Source organism: Poseidonibacter parvus (assembly GCF_001956695.1).
In the GTDB taxonomy this organism is placed as follows: Bacteria; Campylobacterota; Campylobacteria; order Campylobacterales; family Arcobacteraceae; genus Poseidonibacter; species Poseidonibacter parvus.
Window position 1 is genome coordinate 2,736,166 of sequence record NZ_CP019070.1, and the last position, 15,697, is coordinate 2,751,862.

Annotated in this window: 16 protein-coding genes; 2 read left to right on the plus strand and 14 right to left on the minus strand. The window is 30.0% G+C overall.

Annotated features, from left to right (window positions below; genetic code table 11):
• Positions 1-10 precede the first annotated feature (10 nt).
• Positions 11-253: a septum formation initiator gene (locus tag LPB137_RS13300; RefSeq protein WP_076088879.1), complete on the plus strand. Its 243-nt coding sequence runs from the start codon at positions 11-13 to the stop codon at positions 251-253.
• A complete protein-coding gene (locus LPB137_RS13305; protein ID WP_076088881.1) occupies positions 250-1,020 on the plus strand; it encodes an AMIN domain-containing protein in 771 nt (256 codons plus the stop codon). Before LPB137_RS13300 ends, LPB137_RS13305 begins: the two co-directional genes overlap by 4 nt.
• On the opposite strand, the gene LPB137_RS13310 is transcribed toward LPB137_RS13305, so the two are convergent.
• The 14 genes from LPB137_RS13310 to nuoH all read right to left on the minus strand — a co-directional run bounded on the left by LPB137_RS13310 (position 991) and on the right by nuoH (position 15,696).
• On the minus strand, positions 991-2,154 hold the full coding sequence (locus tag LPB137_RS13310) for a cation:proton antiporter (RefSeq protein WP_076088883.1): 1,164 nt from the start codon (positions 2,152-2,154) through the stop codon (positions 991-993). The genes LPB137_RS13305 and LPB137_RS13310 overlap by 30 nt on opposite strands.
• Before the next feature lie 7 nt (positions 2,155-2,161).
• A complete protein-coding gene (locus LPB137_RS13315; RefSeq protein WP_076088885.1) occupies positions 2,162-3,043 on the minus strand; it encodes a biotin synthase in 882 nt (293 codons plus the stop codon).
• Positions 3,033-3,545, minus strand: a complete 513-nt coding sequence (locus LPB137_RS13320; protein ID WP_076088887.1) for a metallophosphoesterase family protein — start codon at positions 3,543-3,545, stop codon at positions 3,033-3,035. Before LPB137_RS13320 ends, LPB137_RS13315 begins: the two co-directional genes overlap by 11 nt.
• Positions 3,545-5,956: a type I DNA topoisomerase gene (gene topA, locus LPB137_RS13325; RefSeq protein WP_076088889.1), complete on the minus strand. Its 2,412-nt coding sequence runs from the start codon at positions 5,954-5,956 to the stop codon at positions 3,545-3,547. Before topA ends, LPB137_RS13320 begins: the two co-directional genes overlap by 1 nt.
• Positions 5,957-6,015: 59 nt before the next feature.
• Positions 6,016-6,795: a UDP-N-acetylmuramate dehydrogenase gene (locus tag LPB137_RS13330; RefSeq protein WP_076088891.1), complete on the minus strand. Its 780-nt coding sequence runs from the start codon at positions 6,793-6,795 to the stop codon at positions 6,016-6,018.
• 6 nt (positions 6,796-6,801) lie between these two features.
• Positions 6,802-7,668: a menaquinone biosynthesis family protein gene (locus tag LPB137_RS13335; RefSeq protein WP_076088893.1), complete on the minus strand. Its 867-nt coding sequence runs from the start codon at positions 7,666-7,668 to the stop codon at positions 6,802-6,804.
• Positions 7,669-7,734: 66 nt separating this feature from the next.
• A complete protein-coding gene (locus tag LPB137_RS13340) occupies positions 7,735-8,223 on the minus strand; it encodes a transglycosylase SLT domain-containing protein (RefSeq protein WP_076088895.1) in 489 nt (162 codons plus the stop codon).
• A 53-nt stretch (positions 8,224-8,276) separates the two neighbouring features.
• The gene (gene nuoN, locus LPB137_RS13345; RefSeq protein WP_076088897.1) at positions 8,277-9,779 is read right to left on the minus strand and encodes an NADH-quinone oxidoreductase subunit NuoN; all 1,503 of its coding nucleotides are present in this window, start codon (positions 9,777-9,779) and stop codon (positions 8,277-8,279) included.
• Positions 9,776-11,302, minus strand: coding sequence for an NADH-quinone oxidoreductase subunit M (locus tag LPB137_RS13350; protein ID WP_076088899.1), 1,527 nt, complete (start codon positions 11,300-11,302; stop codon positions 9,776-9,778). Before LPB137_RS13350 ends, nuoN begins: the two co-directional genes overlap by 4 nt.
• Positions 11,303-13,174, minus strand: a complete 1,872-nt coding sequence (nuoL, locus tag LPB137_RS13355) for an NADH-quinone oxidoreductase subunit L (RefSeq protein ID WP_076088901.1) — start codon at positions 13,172-13,174, stop codon at positions 11,303-11,305.
• Between the two features lie 2 nt (positions 13,175-13,176).
• Positions 13,177-13,476: an NADH-quinone oxidoreductase subunit NuoK gene (gene nuoK / locus LPB137_RS13360; RefSeq protein ID WP_076088903.1), complete on the minus strand. Its 300-nt coding sequence runs from the start codon at positions 13,474-13,476 to the stop codon at positions 13,177-13,179.
• Positions 13,473-14,063: an NADH-quinone oxidoreductase subunit J gene (locus LPB137_RS13365; RefSeq protein WP_076088905.1), complete on the minus strand. Its 591-nt coding sequence runs from the start codon at positions 14,061-14,063 to the stop codon at positions 13,473-13,475. Before LPB137_RS13365 ends, nuoK begins: the two co-directional genes overlap by 4 nt.
• Before the next feature lie 9 nt (positions 14,064-14,072).
• A complete protein-coding gene (gene nuoI / locus LPB137_RS13370; protein WP_076088907.1) occupies positions 14,073-14,693 on the minus strand; it encodes an NADH-quinone oxidoreductase subunit NuoI in 621 nt (206 codons plus the stop codon).
• 10 nt (positions 14,694-14,703) lie between these two features.
• Positions 14,704-15,696 carry an NADH-quinone oxidoreductase subunit NuoH gene (gene nuoH, locus LPB137_RS13375; protein WP_076088909.1) on the minus strand — a complete coding sequence of 331 codons (993 nt, stop codon included), beginning with the start codon at positions 15,694-15,696 and terminating at the stop codon, positions 14,704-14,706.
• Position 15,697 lies beyond the last annotated feature (1 nt).

Genomic DNA, 15,697 nt, shown 5'->3' on the forward strand with positions numbered 1-15,697 from the left:
TTAAGTATTTATGAAAAACTTTTTACGTAGTTACAAGAAATTTATAGCAATTGCAATAGCCTCTATTGCTCTTACTATATTTCTTTCTTATCACGTAGCAAATACGCTTTTTGGAAAAAGTTCTTTAGAAGTTTACAACTCTTTAAAAAACAAGAAAACTTATTTAGAAAAAGAGATTGTAAGACTTCAAGAAGATAATGCATATTTACAAAAAGAATATTTTGAATTAAAAAATCTGGAGCCTGAAGAATGAAAACTTTATTTTTATTTACATTAACACTAGTTTTAGCATTAAATTTAAATGCTAGAGAGAATCCATTTGAAGCAACAAATGCTTATGAAGAAGAAGCAGCAAGAATTATTGAGCAAAATGAAATTGATCAAAATTCAATTAATGAAGAAGCTTACATAAAAGAAATGCAAGAAAAAATGTCAAAAGTTTCTGACAAACCAAAAGAAGATGCAAATAAGAATAAAGTTAAAGAAGCTGTAAAGAAATTAAAACCAGCTTTAAAAGTTGAAAAAACTTATACGAAAAAAGAAGTGAAAAAGTTAATCAAAAAAGCACAAGTTCAATCAGAAAGTAAAGTAAAAAAACTTGTAGAAAAAGAGCTTGAAAAAACAAAAGTAGTTGAACCAAAACAAGTAGTTTATGTAAAACCTAGAACAGATATTATTGATGATGAAGAAGTAATTAAAGCAAAAATGAAAACAAAAATGCTTTTAGATTTTATTAAAGTAGAATATAATGATTCTCAAATTACTATTCATACAAAAGATGCTGTATCAAAAAAATTCACTCTTGAAAAAGAGAATAAAATCATTATAGATTATAAAGCTAAAAAGAATTTTTATACAAAAAGAGATACATTAGAGTCAACAAACTTTAAAAAAATTGCTGTAGGTAATCATAAAAAAGAGAACTTCTATAGAGTTGTAATTCTTTTAGAAAATAAACCATCAACTTATAATGTTGATTATAAAGATGGTTTAATTACTATTTTCTCTTCTACTAATTAAATTAGCAAAAAACTTTATTAGAATCATTACTATTAATACTTCTAATATTGCTGCTAAAATAAACGCATAGTAATATTCTTGATCAATCGTATGATTGTTATAAGCAAGAGTTGTTACTGCTATTAAAAGTGTGATAGGCATTGAGTGTGTAAGTCCTATCATATAAAACTTATTCCATCCCATTTCTTGTATAAATAACATTGAAGCCACAAATCTAATAAAAATCATAGCAGCTACTATTAATAAAGCTTTTTGAAGTAAGCCATCTTGAACTAAAGCACTTAGCTCAAAAGATGCTCCTACAGATATAAAGAAAATAGGAACAAGCCAACCAAAGCCAAAGCTTTCTAGTTTATGCGGCAACTGCTTGTTATGTTTTTCAAAGAATGTTGTAATAAACATTCCTGCAATAAATGCTCCAAATGCAACTTTTAAATTAAGCAACATCATAACTGCAATCATTAAGAAAAATATAGACATTGAAATTCTTATATCTTGCTCTTGATGATCTTTTTCTGGCATTAAATAAGCTTTAATCTCAGGAAACCACCAAATAAGATTATGAAATACTTTATAGATAATAATCATTGAAATTAAAAACATTACAAATAAGAACATAGTTCTATAAAACTGCTCTCCCATTCCAAACTCTAATCCAGCTGATACTGTAGTTAATGCAAAGATTGATACAATCTCACCAATTAGACCTACTAAGATAGAAAGCCGAATCCACTCAACATCGCCATACTCTTTTTTTAAAGCAGCTAATAATCCAATAGAAATTAAAGGCAAAATAACAATAAATATATATCCAACATCTAAATAAAAGGTAATTAATGCGGATAATGAAAATAAAATGACATTATAAATAAGGGATTTTTTCAATATTGTAGGAGAGATATTTATAATCTTTTTTAAATCTATTTCAAGACCTGCTAAAAACATCAGATATAAAAAACCTAGTTTTGAAGCAAGGTCTAAAATGGCATGATCCATAATAAATGCAAAGTAACCTGCAAGTGCCCCTAGCATTATTTCAACAGTGATAGATGGAAGTCTAAGTGTTCTAGCAACTAGTGGAGAAATAAAGATAATTAATGATATTGATATAATTATTAATATTTCTTCACTCATTTAATACCTACTTCTCTTCTGCCATTTTTACTACATGCTTAGCAATTTTAAAGCCTTGAGCTTCCAATGCAGCAACATCATCTTTTGGAGTTTTACCAGCAGTTGTTAAATAATCACCAATAACAAAGGCATTAGCACCTCTATTGAAGATTTCATACTGTTCATCACCAAACATTAACTCTCTTCCACCTGCAACCATAATTTTATGAGCATTTGGAATCATTTCTCTTGCTAATGTAATTAAATCAAAAGCTTCTTCTCTTGAGATTGTGTTTTCAACAATTGGTAAAGCTTCATTTGGATGGAAAAAATTTAAAGGCACATTCATAGGATCTAATGATGCGATTGATTTGATCATAGAAATTCTATCTTCTTGCGTTTCACCCATTCCAAAGATTCCACCACAAACAAGTTGAAGCCCAGCTTCTTTAACATTTAAACATGTTTGATATCTATCATCCCAAGGATGCGTAGTACAAATTGATGGATAAAAATCTCTTGAAGTTTCTAAGTTGTGGTTATAATTATCAACACCTGCAGCTTTTAATTCTTTTAATTGCTCAACAGAAGCTGTTCCATTACATGCAATTAATCTTAATCCTAAGTTTTCAGCTTTTACAGCCTTTGCAGCTTGTGCAATAAACTTTGTTTTCTTATCCGTTAATCCAAGTCCCGCTGTTACTAAACAAAAACCAACAGCTCCATTTTCTCTAGCAATTCTTGCTTCTTTTACAATTTGCTCAATTTCTTTTAATTTATATCTTTGAATATCTGCTTTGTATCTAACACTTTGTGTACAGAATTTACAGTCTTCATTACAAGTACCACTTTCTGCGTTACATATTGCACATAAAAAAATTTCATCAGTTTTTTCGAATTTATCGCTCATATTTATACTCTTCTTTCTCATAATTGTTTTTATTTATATCTTTAAAATAGTGTGAGATTATATACTCATTTTCATTAATTTCAAGTAGTGCACACTCAATATGAGGCTTTTCTCTAGCACATACTTCTCCTGGATTTATAAATAGTGTATTATTTTTATACTCACATTCAAATATATGAGTATGTCCAAAAATTACTATATTTGAATCAGGACTTAAGTGATATGGCATATGCATTAATTTAAATGTAATATCTTTTATTTTGAAATAATATGGTTCTTGCTTAATAACATATTTATTAGAAACAGCAACTAAATTCATATCATTATTTCCAAAAACGCTTACATAAGGTAATTTTGATTCAACTAAAAGTTCAAGATTTTTTTCAATACATAAATCACCTGCATGAATTAAATACTGACAACCTTTTTCTTTTAGTAAATCAATTACTTCTTTAGTATAGTCACTTTTGAAGTGACTATCAGAGAGAATTCCTATTTTCATTATTTTTTAGCGGCTGGCTTTTTTGTAGCAGTTTTCTTAGCAGGTGCTTTTTTAGTAGTAGTTTTCTTTGCTGGCGCTTTTTTTGCTGTTGTCTTTTTAGCAGCTGGTTTCTTTGCTGCTGTTTTTTTAACAGGCTCTTTTTTACTACCTTTTGATTTTGGGTCTTTTGCAATAATTTCTTCACATTGCTCTAGAGTTAAATCTTCTGCTTCCATACCTTTTGGAATTTTAAAGTTTTTTCTACCTTGCTTAATATAAGGTCCATATCTTCCAATTAGTACATGTATTTTTTCTTTTTCAAATACTTTTATTGTAGCTTTTGCTTTTGCTTCTGTTATTTCTTGAATTACTTCTAATGCACGTGGCAACTCAATTGTATAAGGATCATCTTCTTTTAATGAGAAGTATGCACTTTTAACTTGTAAATATGGTCCAAATCTCCCAATATTTGCTTTAATATCTTCGCCATCTTTATTTTGTCCTACAACTCTTGGAAGTGTGAATAGAAATAACGCTTCTTCCATAGTAATAGTATCCATATTTAAATGCTTTGGAATTGCAACAAATTGTGGTTTTTCTTCATCATCTTTAGTTCCAATTTGAACAAAAGGACCAAATCTTCCAACTCTTGCACTCATAGGTTTTCCAGATTTTGGGTCAGTTCCTATTTCTCTAATTTGTAAATAATCTTCTTTATTTACAGTTTCTTCTTTTTCTTCGATAGTCTTTTTAAAGCCACCATAAAACTCTTGCATTACTTGTTCCCAAGCAATTTTACCTTCAGCAATATCATCGAATTCTTCTTCAATTTTTGCTGTAAACCCGAGATTTATTACATCTGAGAAATGGTCTGCTAAAAAGCTATTAACAATTTCACCAGTTGGTGTTGGGGCTAATTTTTTATCTTCAGTTTTTACAACATATTCTCTTTGTTGAATTGTTGAAATAGTTGGAGCATAAGTAGAAGGTCGTCCAATTCCTTCACTTTCTAACTTTTTAACTAAAGAAGCTTCTGTATATCTTGCAGGTGGTTTAGTAAATAATTGCTCTAAATCTAATTTTTCTAAGTTTAAAACAGTTCCAACTTTAATAGTTGGTAAAATCTTTTCAGTACTATCAAGTGCACCTTCTGGATTATCACTTCCTTCTGTATAAGCTTTCATAAACCCTGGGAAGATAATTCTTTGACCCTTAGTTTGGAATTCAAACTCTTTATCTTTTCCAGCTTGAATTTTATATGTTGTATTTGCAATTTGCGCAGGAGCCATTTGAGTAGCAAGTGTTCTTTTCCAAATAAGACTATAAAGTTTGTATTGTGAATTATCAACAAATGCTTTTATATCGCTTGGTTTTAAACTTAAATCAACAGGTCTGATTGCTTCGTGAGCTTCTTGTGCTCCTTTTGCTTTTGACTTATATGCTCTTGGCTTAGATAATGAATACTCTTTTCCATATTCAGATTCAATTACTTGTTTTGCAGCACTAGTTGCAACTTTAGAAAGATTAAGTGAATCTGTTCTCATATAAGTGATTAAACCACCTGTATGACCTGGAATATTTCCTACATTTCCTTCATAAAGTTGTTGAGCAATAATCATTGTTTGCTTAACTGAATATCCAAGTTTTCTAGAAGCTTCTTGTTGTAATGTAGAAGTTGTAAATGGAGCTGCTGGATTTCTTTTTGAATCTTTTTCTTCAATATCATTTAATAAAAAATTTCCAAGTTTTATAGAAGCTTCAATCTCTTTAGCTTGTGCTTCATTCGTAACTTTTGTATTTTTGCCATTTATTTTTGCTAGTTCTGATTTTAATTCAGGATCAGAAAATTCAGATTTAATTTTCCAGTACTCTTCTGGTTTAAACTCTTTAATTTCATTTTCTCTATCAACAATAATTTTAACAGCAACAGACTGAACACGCCCTGCAGATAAACCATATCTTACTTTTCTCCATAATAATGGTGAAAGTTCATATCCAACAGCACGATCAAGAATTCTTCTTGCTTGTTGCGCATCTACTAAATGCTGATCAACTTCTCTTGGGTTTTCTAAGGCTTTTAAAATTGCATCTTTAGTAATCTCATGAAATACAATTCTTTTAATAGGGTTATTTTCGATTTTTAAAGCAGGAATTAAATGCCAAGCAATTGCTTCCCCTTCCCTATCCTCATCGGCCGCTAGGTAGATTGTAGTATCTTTATTAATATGTTTTTTTAAATCAGTGATGACTTTCTTTTTATCAGTAGAAATTAAATATTTAGGTTTGAAGTTATCTGCTGGATCAAATCCAAGTTTTGACTTTGGTAAATCTCTTACATGTCCCATTGATGCCATTACAACGTAATCGCTTCCTAAAAATTTTGATATTGTTTTTGCTTTCGCAGGTGACTCTACTATTACTAAATTCTTCACTAAAAAAAACCTTATATTATTTTGAATTTTTGCATTCTAACATAAATTAATTAATATTACTAATAAATTATGATTTCAACTTTTATATCTATATTAAATTGCTGTTTTATTTTACTCTTTGCTAGATTGATTAAATATAGGGCATCTTCATATGTACCTTTACCATTATTAACCAAAAAGTTTGCATGCTGTGATGAAAAAGACATATCACCTTTTGCAAGCCCTTTTAAACCAATTTCTTCTATTAATCTTCCAGCAAAATCATTATCTGGGTTTACAAAACATGAACCTGCACTTGGCATATGTGGTTGATTGTCTCTCATTTTATTAAATTGTTTTAACATATCTTTTGAAAAGCCATGTGTTATATTAAACACTACTTCATAAACTATTGTATCTATTTTTGTATGTCTATATGAATAGTCTATATCTTCTTTTTTGATATAACCATCTTTTGTTTTTATTGAATGAACATAATTAAAAACTTCCCAAGATTTTAAACCTGCATTCATTTTAACCAAACCACCCATATTTCCTGGAAGTTTTGCTAGAAACTCTAAATCTGCAATATCATTATTTCTTGTATATGTTAGAAGTTTACCTGATGTTGTTGCACATCCAACATAAAGTAAATCGCCCTCTTGTCTTATATAATCAAACTCTTCACCTAATATTGCGAATTTCGGATGATTAGGACCTACAAGTGTATTATTACATCGTCCCATAATTTGATAATCTTTATAGTCATCAATTTTATTTATCACTAAAACTTCAGCCTTGGGACCAATTTTAAGTGATGAGTATCTAGAAAAATCAATTTCTTTAAAGTAGTTTTCCATTACTATTTATTTTGCTCTTAATTCTTCATATTCACTTGGTATTAAAAACTCTTGTGATTTCACTAAGTTTTCATAAAAACCGTGCTTATGCCCAAGTTCAAAAAGTTTGTCTAATGCTTTATATTGAATATCACTTAATTCTACTGAGTTATCATTTGCATAAAGGTCTAAGTATGTATCTAAAGTCTTAGCATCAACTCGAATAAGACCTTCATCTATTAACATTGGAGCTAGTACTTTTCTATTTTTATTTGCAACATCAACTGCTTTTATTAAAGTGTTTTCATAATCAATTGCACTATGAAGAGGAATTGAACGTCTAATACACATTCCACCTAAAGGTAATGGTAAATCTCCTCCACTTAACTCAACCCAAACATCCCATAATTCTTTTTCTACTTCAAGTTGCTCACTGAAGTTTAAAATTGATTCATGAATTAAAACACCTGCATCAACTGTTCCATCAATTACAGCTTGTTCAATTTCTAAGAAGTTCATATATGTTATTCTAGCTTCTGGATACGCGATTTTAAATAGTAAACCATTAGTAGTAAATTCACCGCTAAGAGCTACTTTAAAATTCTTTTTAAGTCTAGTACCTTTTTTCTTAATTAATTTTGGTCCATAACCTTCGCCAAAAGAAACTGCAGTTTTAAGTAATGCATAATCATCTTTTACAAAAGGATATAAAGCAAAAGAAATTGCACAAATGTCATATTCACCTTTTAAAGTAGCTTGATTTAATGTTTCAATATCATCTGCAATATTTGTAAAATTTGCATCTTTAGGTCTTACCCAACCAAACTTGATTGCATAGTACATAAATATATCATCAGCATCCGGAGAGTGTGCAACACTTATAGTTTTCAATATCGTGTCCTTAAAATTTATTACTGTGATTGTATCAGGTTGTGGTTTATGCTTTGGTTATGTGAGAGTTTATAGTTTATATTCAAGTTTAAGTTTTTTAATAAGTTCAAATACTTTTTCTGAATATTTAATTCCTGTTTTACTATTATAATTCCAACCAGTATTATAACTTGACCATGTTTTAAACCAATTGTCTTTATGTACTTTCTTCCAGTATTTTAATTCTATAATTGCATTTGCTGTAGCAAAACCTACATCGTTTATTAGTTTTTGAGCATAAATACTTCTATTATATGAATTGTCTTTTACTTTTTGACGGCTTAAAACGGTTTTGATATTTGCTTGAAAGAGTCCATAATCTTCACTTTTTGAGTTTATTACATATTTCCCTAGAGAGGATTCTTTTATTGCTATTGCCATTAGTGAATACTTCATCATTTTATCATCTGTAAGAGATTTTAATTTTTTTAAAATCACAATATCATTTTGTGTGAGATTTAAAGAGTTTGAAAAAAGAAAAGAAAAAGAGAGTATAAAATTAATAAATATTTTTTTCATAAATTAATTTTACAATAATTCTAAGCATTTTAGTAAATGCTTAGAATATTTATTTAAAATCCTGCGTTTGTAACGTAGTAATTTATCATTTCTAATAATGGTTCAATTGTTAATACTGAGATAATTGCTAAAAATACACAAATACCAATAACAGATTTCATAGGTGTTGTAGCATTTTGCATAAATTTATCATTTGCACCTTCAATTGGGTCTTTTAAGAACATATAAGAAATTGGTCTTAAATAGTAATAAGCAGCAATTGCAGAGTTAAGTACAATAATAACAGCTAGTGCAATTTGTCCTGCATTTACTGAACTAGCTACTAAATACATTTTTCCCCAGAATAATGCAAATGGAGGAAGTCCTGTAAGTGCAAAAAGGAACATTGCAAGAATAGAAGCTGCAAATGGTGAAATTTGTACTAATCCAGAATATTTCTCAAAAGTATATGGTGATTCATAATCTTTTGATTCTTTACCTCTATTTAACCATAACATACCAAAAGCACCAAAGTTAGTAATTGTAAATAAAATCCAATATAAAAATAATGCTGTTGTAGCTTGTGTAGTTCCTATATAAACAGCAGCCATTGCCATACCTGCATTTGAAATAGAAGAGTATGCTAGCATTCTTTTTATATCTGTTTGATGCAGTGCTATTAAGTTTGGAACTGTAATTGTTAAGACAATTGTAGTGTAAAGCATAGTTTTAATAATAATATCATCACTTGCAATAAACACTTCAAAGAATCTAATAGCAACTACAAAACCTGCCATTTTTGGAACAACTGATAAGAATCCTGCCATTGCAGAAGTTGAACCTCTATAAACATCAGGAACCCATACGTGATATGGGAATAATGATAATTTAAATCCTAAGGCTGCAAACATAAATACAAATCCAGTTAAAACAAATACATAGTTTGCATAGTTTTCACTTGATAAGAAGTTTTCTTGAACAATAATTGCAGAAATTTGTGATAAATCTAAACTTCCTGTAAGTGCATAAAAAATCATCGAACCAAAGGCAAAGAATCCTGCTGCTAATGCACCCATTGTAAAGTACTTAACAGATGCTTCAATTGATGTCATTTTATTATGCATTGCAATCATTACATATAAAGATAATGATGCTGTTTCTAATCCTAAGAAAATTAAAATTAAAGAATCAGAACTTACCATAAATTGGAATCCAGCAACTGCAAATAAATAAAGTGCAAAGAATTCTGCGTATCTAAATTCTTGGAATCTTAAATTTGATAATGAAAGAAAAATAAATAGTATTGCACCACCAATGATAATACATTGAGATAATATTGCAATTCCATCAAGCATGATTAAATCAAACATTCCATCAGGACTTCCATTGAAAGCAAGAAGCGTAAATAGATCAAATACTAAAAATAGTACTACTAAAATTACATATAAAGATTTATGTTTTTCTTTATTAAAAAGGTCAGTTAATAAAATACTAATAGCACCAATAATTGCTATTAGCATTGGTGCTAATGTTCCTAGGTTTAAAGAAGCTATGTTAATTGAAATAGGTTCCATTATTTAACCTCCCCTATTGTATTTAGTTCACGTAATCTATCTTTTGTTTTTTGTTCAACAGATTTAACATCCATTATTTTAATTACTTTTTGAACTGAAACATCAAGTGGTTCTAAGATAACTTTTGGATAAACACCTAAAGATATAATTAAAAATACTAAAGAACCTAAAGCTAAAAGTTCACGTCCATGAATATCTTTCATATCTTTGTTTTCTTTTTTAAGTAATTCTCCAAAGAATGTTCTTTTGTACATAGATAACATATAAACCGCACTTAAAACAATTGTTAAAGATGCAATAAATGTTAAGAATGGAGATACTTTAAAGAATCCAAGTAGGGATAAAAACTCACCAATAAATCCAACTGTTAAAGGTAATCCAATAGAAGCCATTAAAACAACTGCATAAACTAATGCAAACATTGGCATATTCTTAGCTAATCCACCAAACTCTTTTATCATCTTAGTTTTTCTTCTATCGTATAAAACTCCAACACTCATGAATAGTGCCCCTGATACAACACCATGCCCAATCATTAAGAATACTGCTCCACTTATACCTTCAGCATTTAAAGCAAATACTCCAAGAATAATTACACCCATGTGAGAAATTGAAGAGTAAGCAATCATTTGTTTCATATCTTCTTGCGCATATGCAACCATTGCTGTATAGATAATGGCAATGATTCCAAGTGTTGCCATAAATGGCATAAAATAAACACTTGCATCTGGAAATAATGGAAGTGAGAATCTAATAAATCCATAAGTTTCCATTTTTAATAATACCGCTGCTAATACGATAGATCCAATAGTTGGTGCTTGACTGTGTGCAAGTGGTAACCAAGTATGGAAAGGAAACATAGGTACTTTTACAGCAAATCCAAAGAAGAAAGCAATAAATAGCCATAATTGAACATCAAATGGTAAAACAACACTATACCAATCAAGTAAATTAAAGCTCCATACTCCAGTTGTTTCGTGATAAATATATCCAAAATATAACATACCAATAAGCATGATTAATGAACCTATAAATGTATATAAGAAGAATTTAATAGCCGCTTTAAATCTTTTTTCAGCTCCCCAAAATCCAATAATATAAAACATAGGAATTAGTGTTAATTCCCAAAAAATATAGAACATAATTAAATCCAGCGATACAAAAACTCCAACCATAGTCATTTCAAGGTAAAGAATTGTAATAATTAAATTTTTAACTGCTCTTTTTTCTGTAAGTCCAATTACTGCAATCATTGTCATAAATGTAATCATAATAATTAAGAATAATGAAACACCATCAACTCCAACAACATAATTAATTCCGTAAGAGCTAATCAGTGGTAATGTTTGAACAAATTGCATTTGTGCAACACTTGAATCAAATTCATTCCATAATAATAAAGCTAATACAAACTCAACAATTGTAACAACAACACCAAACTGACGCATAGAATCTTTATGAATCATAAATCCTACAGTAGCTGCGGCTGCTGGGAAAAATATCAGCATAGATAAAATATTTTCCATTTATTTAGCCCCTCCAAATAATGATAATACTAAGGCAAGAACTAATCCTAAAATAAGTCCTAAAACCATTAGTCTAAGCGATGATGATAAGTTTCCTGATTGAATAACTCTTGCTTTTTCACCCAATTTATAAATTGAGCTTGCAATTCTTTCAATTGTATTATCAATTATTTTTGTTTCAATAACATCAAATACCCAAACAGAAAGTTTGTAATATGGTTTAGTAACAAAGTTTTCATAAAACTGTGGAACATAATATTGGTTTGATAAAAGTTTATAAATACCTTTTTCTTCCCATTCTTTTGAGAAGCCACCATTTTTATATTTAACTACAGCATACACAATTCCACCAATTGCAATAGCACTTGTTACTAAGATTAAAATCCAAGCAGTAGAGTGAGCCATATTATTAGCTTCCCATGTTGGTAAAGTTTTTGTTACAAAATCAATAAATCCATGCTCAAACCATCCAGCAATTACTGCTAAAATAGCTAATGGAATCATTGCTGCTATTACAAATCCTTTTGCTTCATGAGGATGATATTCTTCGCTTGAATAATTTTGCTCTCCATGGAACACTTTCATTACAAGTCTAAATGAATAAAAAGCAGTTAACCCCGCTGTTATCCATAAAACAATCCATAAACCATAAGATTCGGCATTAAAAGCAGCTTCCAAAATCTTATCTTTTGAGAAGAAACCAGCTAATGGGAAAATACCAGCAAGAGCTAATGAAGCAATTGCCATAATAATTGAAGTAGATTTCATCTTAGAGTGTAAACCACCCATTTTTCTAATATCAAGTTCATCATTCATAGCATGCATAACATTACCAGCACCTAAGAACAATACTGATTTAAAGAAGGCATGAGTTGCTAAATGGAATAATGCAACCCAATAAGCTCCTAGACCAGCAGCAACAAACATATATCCTAATTGTGATAATGTTGAATAAGCAATAATTCTTTTCATATCATTATGAACAAGTGCCATTGATGCTGCAAATATTGCAACAAATGCACCAAGACAAGCAATACCATATCCAACTTCAGGAACTAGTGCATATAATTCATTTGATCTTACAACTAAGTAAACACCAGCTGTTACCATAGTAGCAGCATGAATTAAGGCAGATACAGGTGTAGGACCTTCCATTGCATCTGCAAGCCATGTATGAAGTGGGAACTGAGCTGATTTACCCATTGCTCCTACAAATAATAACACACCAATCCAAGCAATCGTGCTATATTCTAAAGTTCCAATAGTATCAAATACAACAGAATATTGTAAAGAACCTAAGTTCCAGTAAATCAAGAACATACCAAGTAAAAGACCTAAGTCTCCTACTCTATTCATAATAAACGCTTCATTTGCAGCCCAAGATGCAGATTCTTTTTTATACCAAAAACCAATCAATAGCCATGAACAAACTCCAACACCTTCCCATCCAATAAATAAAACAGCAAAGTTGTCACTCATTACAAGTACAAGCATTGAGAACACAAAAGCAGAAAGGTACGAGAAATACCTATTAAATCCATCGTCATGTTCCATATAACCAATTGAATGAATATGAACCATTGTTGAAACAACAGTTACAACAGACATCATTACTACACTTACATGATCAACTACAAAACCAAAAGGAATATTTAAATTACCTGCTTGTATCCAGTCAAACAAAGTTACATTAATAACAGTATCTGTTGAGTAAACAAACGAAAGTAAGTTTAAAGATGCAAACATTGAAACTGCTAACATAAAAGATGTAAACCATCCTGTAAAGGCAATTTTTCCTCTCATTGAGAATAATGCAGCTACTAGTGATCCAACTAATGGGGCAAAAAGTGCTATATATACGTATTTTTCCATCCTTACCCCTTCATTCTTGCAATTTCATCTAAGTTAATAGAACCAGTTCTCTTATACCAAAGAATTAAAAGACCTAAACCAATAGCAACTTCACTTGCAGCAACTGCAATAATAAAGAATGCAAACATTTGCCCTGCTAAATCTCCATGGAATTTAGAAATTGCTGCAAGTCCAACGTTTACTGCGTTTAACATAATTTCAGTTGAGAAAAAAAGCATTAAAACATTCTTTCTTCTTATTACTCCAACTAAACCTATACAAAATAACAGTGTTGATAGTATTAAATAAGCATTAAGTGTCATTTAACATCCTTTTTTGAAGCTTCTAATTCTTCTTGTTCTTTTATATATGCATCGATTTTATCTTCAGTCATATCCGAATATGAAACTTCCATTTTCTTTCCTGCTAATACAATTCCACCTATCATTGCAATAAGTAACATAATTGCGGCAACTTCAAAAGGAACCAAGTATTTAGTAAATAATACTAAACCAACATCTACTGTATTTCCATAACTTGGATTAACAGGGATATTTGCTTCAATATTCTCACCTAAAACTGGAGATATAAAAATAACTACAACAATTAAAGCTACCATTCCTGATAAAAGAAAAACTAATCTTGGATTTTTAACTTTTTCTTTTACTTCTGATAATGAATCAAAAAACATCATCCCAAATGCGTATAAAGACATAACAGCACCTGTATAAACAACAATTTGTACAGCTCCTAAAAAGTCAGCATTTAATAAAAAGAAAAATGCAGATATAAAAATCATTCCTGCTGCTAATGAACTTAGCGCGTATAATGCATTGTTTGTTAACACTGTAATACTAAACATAGTTATAGTTAAAACTGAAAACAGACAAAAAGCTACTATTTCAAACATCTATACTCCTTAGTACGACAATGGTGTTTTTTTAATTTTTTCATCAGCATCTGGTGATACTGAACCAAAACCAGCAAACTCAGTTTGTTGATTTAATTGATCAAATGGTGTTAAAATATCTTCTTTTAGTGAGAAGTGTGCTCTTTGCTCTGATGAGTTTTCATATCTTCCACCATGAACAATTGCTAACTCTGGACAAACTTCTGCACAGTAACCACAGAAAATACATCTACCCATATTAATTGTATATTCTAAAACTTCTTTTCTTGAGTTTTCATCAACTCTAGTTTCCATTCTAATACAATTTGCAATACAAATTTTTTCACATAAACCACAACCAATACATCTCTCTTCACCTGATTCTAAAAGTACAAGTAATTTATGTACTGCTCTATATCTTGGACCTATTGGTAGTTTTTCTTTTGGATACTGAACTGTTGCCATTTCTTTATTAAATAAAGCACCTGTCATCATTTTGAAAGTAATTTTTAAACCTGTAAAAAGTTCACCTTTTACAGATCTTGTTACTACTTGTTTAAATGCATCCCAAGATGTTTTAGGATAATTATCTTCTTGAACTACAACATAATCTTCTGATATATTTCTATTTTTAAATTCTTCAAATCCCATAATTATCTCCCTAAATCATTATCACAATAGCAGTTACTAAAATATTTAGTAAAGCTAATGGCATTAATATTTTCCAACATAACCACATTAATTGATCTGGTCTAATATGTGGCCATGATGCTCTTGTCCAAAGGAAAAGGAAAATTAAGAACATAACTTTTAATACAATAGCTAAACCACCTGGAATAAACCATAATGGCTCAAATCCACCTAAGAAAATTAGTGCAGTTAAGAAAGCAATTGTAAATAATGCTGCATACTCACCAATAAAGAACATACCCCATCTCATACCAGAATACTCAGTTGCATAACCTGCAACTAATTCGGCTTCATGCTCAAGTAAATCAAATGGTGTTCTATTTGTTTCAGCAAATCCTGCAATAACAAATAAAATAAACGCTAATGGTTGAGACCAAACAATCCAGTTTGATATTCCACCTGCTTGATAGTTATTAATATCAATTAAAGATAAACTTCCAACCATCATTAAAGGCGCTAAAAGTGAAAGACCTGACACTACTTCATAAGATAAAAGTTGTATTGCAGTTCTTGCACCTCCAAGTAGTGCCCATTTATTTGCAGAACTCATACCACCTAATAATGGTCCATAAAGTCCAACACCACCAACAGATAGTACAAATAAAACCCCAACATTAATATCACTTATAATTGGTCTTACTGTATATCCAAACATCTCAAATTCTGGGAAGAATGGAATAGCACTCATTGAAATAAATGCTGTTGCTGCTGTGATGATTGGTGCAATCATAAAGATAGGTTTATTTGCATTTGCTGGAATAAAATCTTCTTTTGTAAAAAGTTTAATACCATCAGCTGCAATTTGTAAAAGACCATAAGGACCAACGTTTGTTGGACCTAATCTTCTTTGCATAAATGCTAATATTTTTCTTTCAATATATGTTGTAAATCCTGCAAGGGCAGAAAATACTGTTAAAACTACTATTACTTTGATAATTGTTTCTATTATAATACTTGTTTCCATA

Excerpts from the sequence above, each read along its gene's own strand:
- nuoH (WP_076088909.1), bottom strand. The coding sequence starts at position 15,696 with ATGGAAACAAGTATTATAATAGAAACAATTATCAAAGTAATAGTAGTT.
- nuoL (WP_076088901.1), bottom strand. The coding sequence starts at position 13,174 with ATGGAAAAATACGTATATATAGCACTTTTTGCCCCATTAGTTGGATCA.
- LPB137_RS13315 (WP_076088885.1), bottom strand. The coding sequence starts at position 3,043 with ATGAGCGATAAATTCGAAAAAACTGATGAAATTTTTTTATGTGCAATA.
- LPB137_RS13350 (WP_076088899.1), bottom strand. The coding sequence starts at position 11,302 with ATGGAAAATATTTTATCTATGCTGATATTTTTCCCAGCAGCCGCAGCT.
- LPB137_RS13330 (WP_076088891.1), bottom strand. The coding sequence starts at position 6,795 with ATGGAAAACTACTTTAAAGAAATTGATTTTTCTAGATACTCATCACTT.
- LPB137_RS13310 (WP_076088883.1), bottom strand. The coding sequence starts at position 2,154 with ATGAGTGAAGAAATATTAATAATTATATCAATATCATTAATTATCTTT.
- LPB137_RS13340 (WP_076088895.1), bottom strand. The coding sequence starts at position 8,223 with ATGAAAAAAATATTTATTAATTTTATACTCTCTTTTTCTTTTCTTTTT.
- nuoI (WP_076088907.1), bottom strand. The coding sequence starts at position 14,693 with ATGGGATTTGAAGAATTTAAAAATAGAAATATATCAGAAGATTATGTT.
- LPB137_RS13320 (WP_076088887.1), bottom strand. The coding sequence starts at position 3,545 with ATGAAAATAGGAATTCTCTCTGATAGTCACTTCAAAAGTGACTATACT.
- LPB137_RS13365 (WP_076088905.1), bottom strand. The coding sequence starts at position 14,063 with ATGTTTGAAATAGTAGCTTTTTGTCTGTTTTCAGTTTTAACTATAACT.
- nuoK (WP_076088903.1), bottom strand. The coding sequence starts at position 13,476 with ATGACACTTAATGCTTATTTAATACTATCAACACTGTTATTTTGTATA.
- LPB137_RS13305 (WP_076088881.1), top strand. The coding sequence starts at position 250 with ATGAAAACTTTATTTTTATTTACATTAACACTAGTTTTAGCATTAAAT.
- LPB137_RS13300 (WP_076088879.1), top strand. The coding sequence starts at position 11 with ATGAAAAACTTTTTACGTAGTTACAAGAAATTTATAGCAATTGCAATA.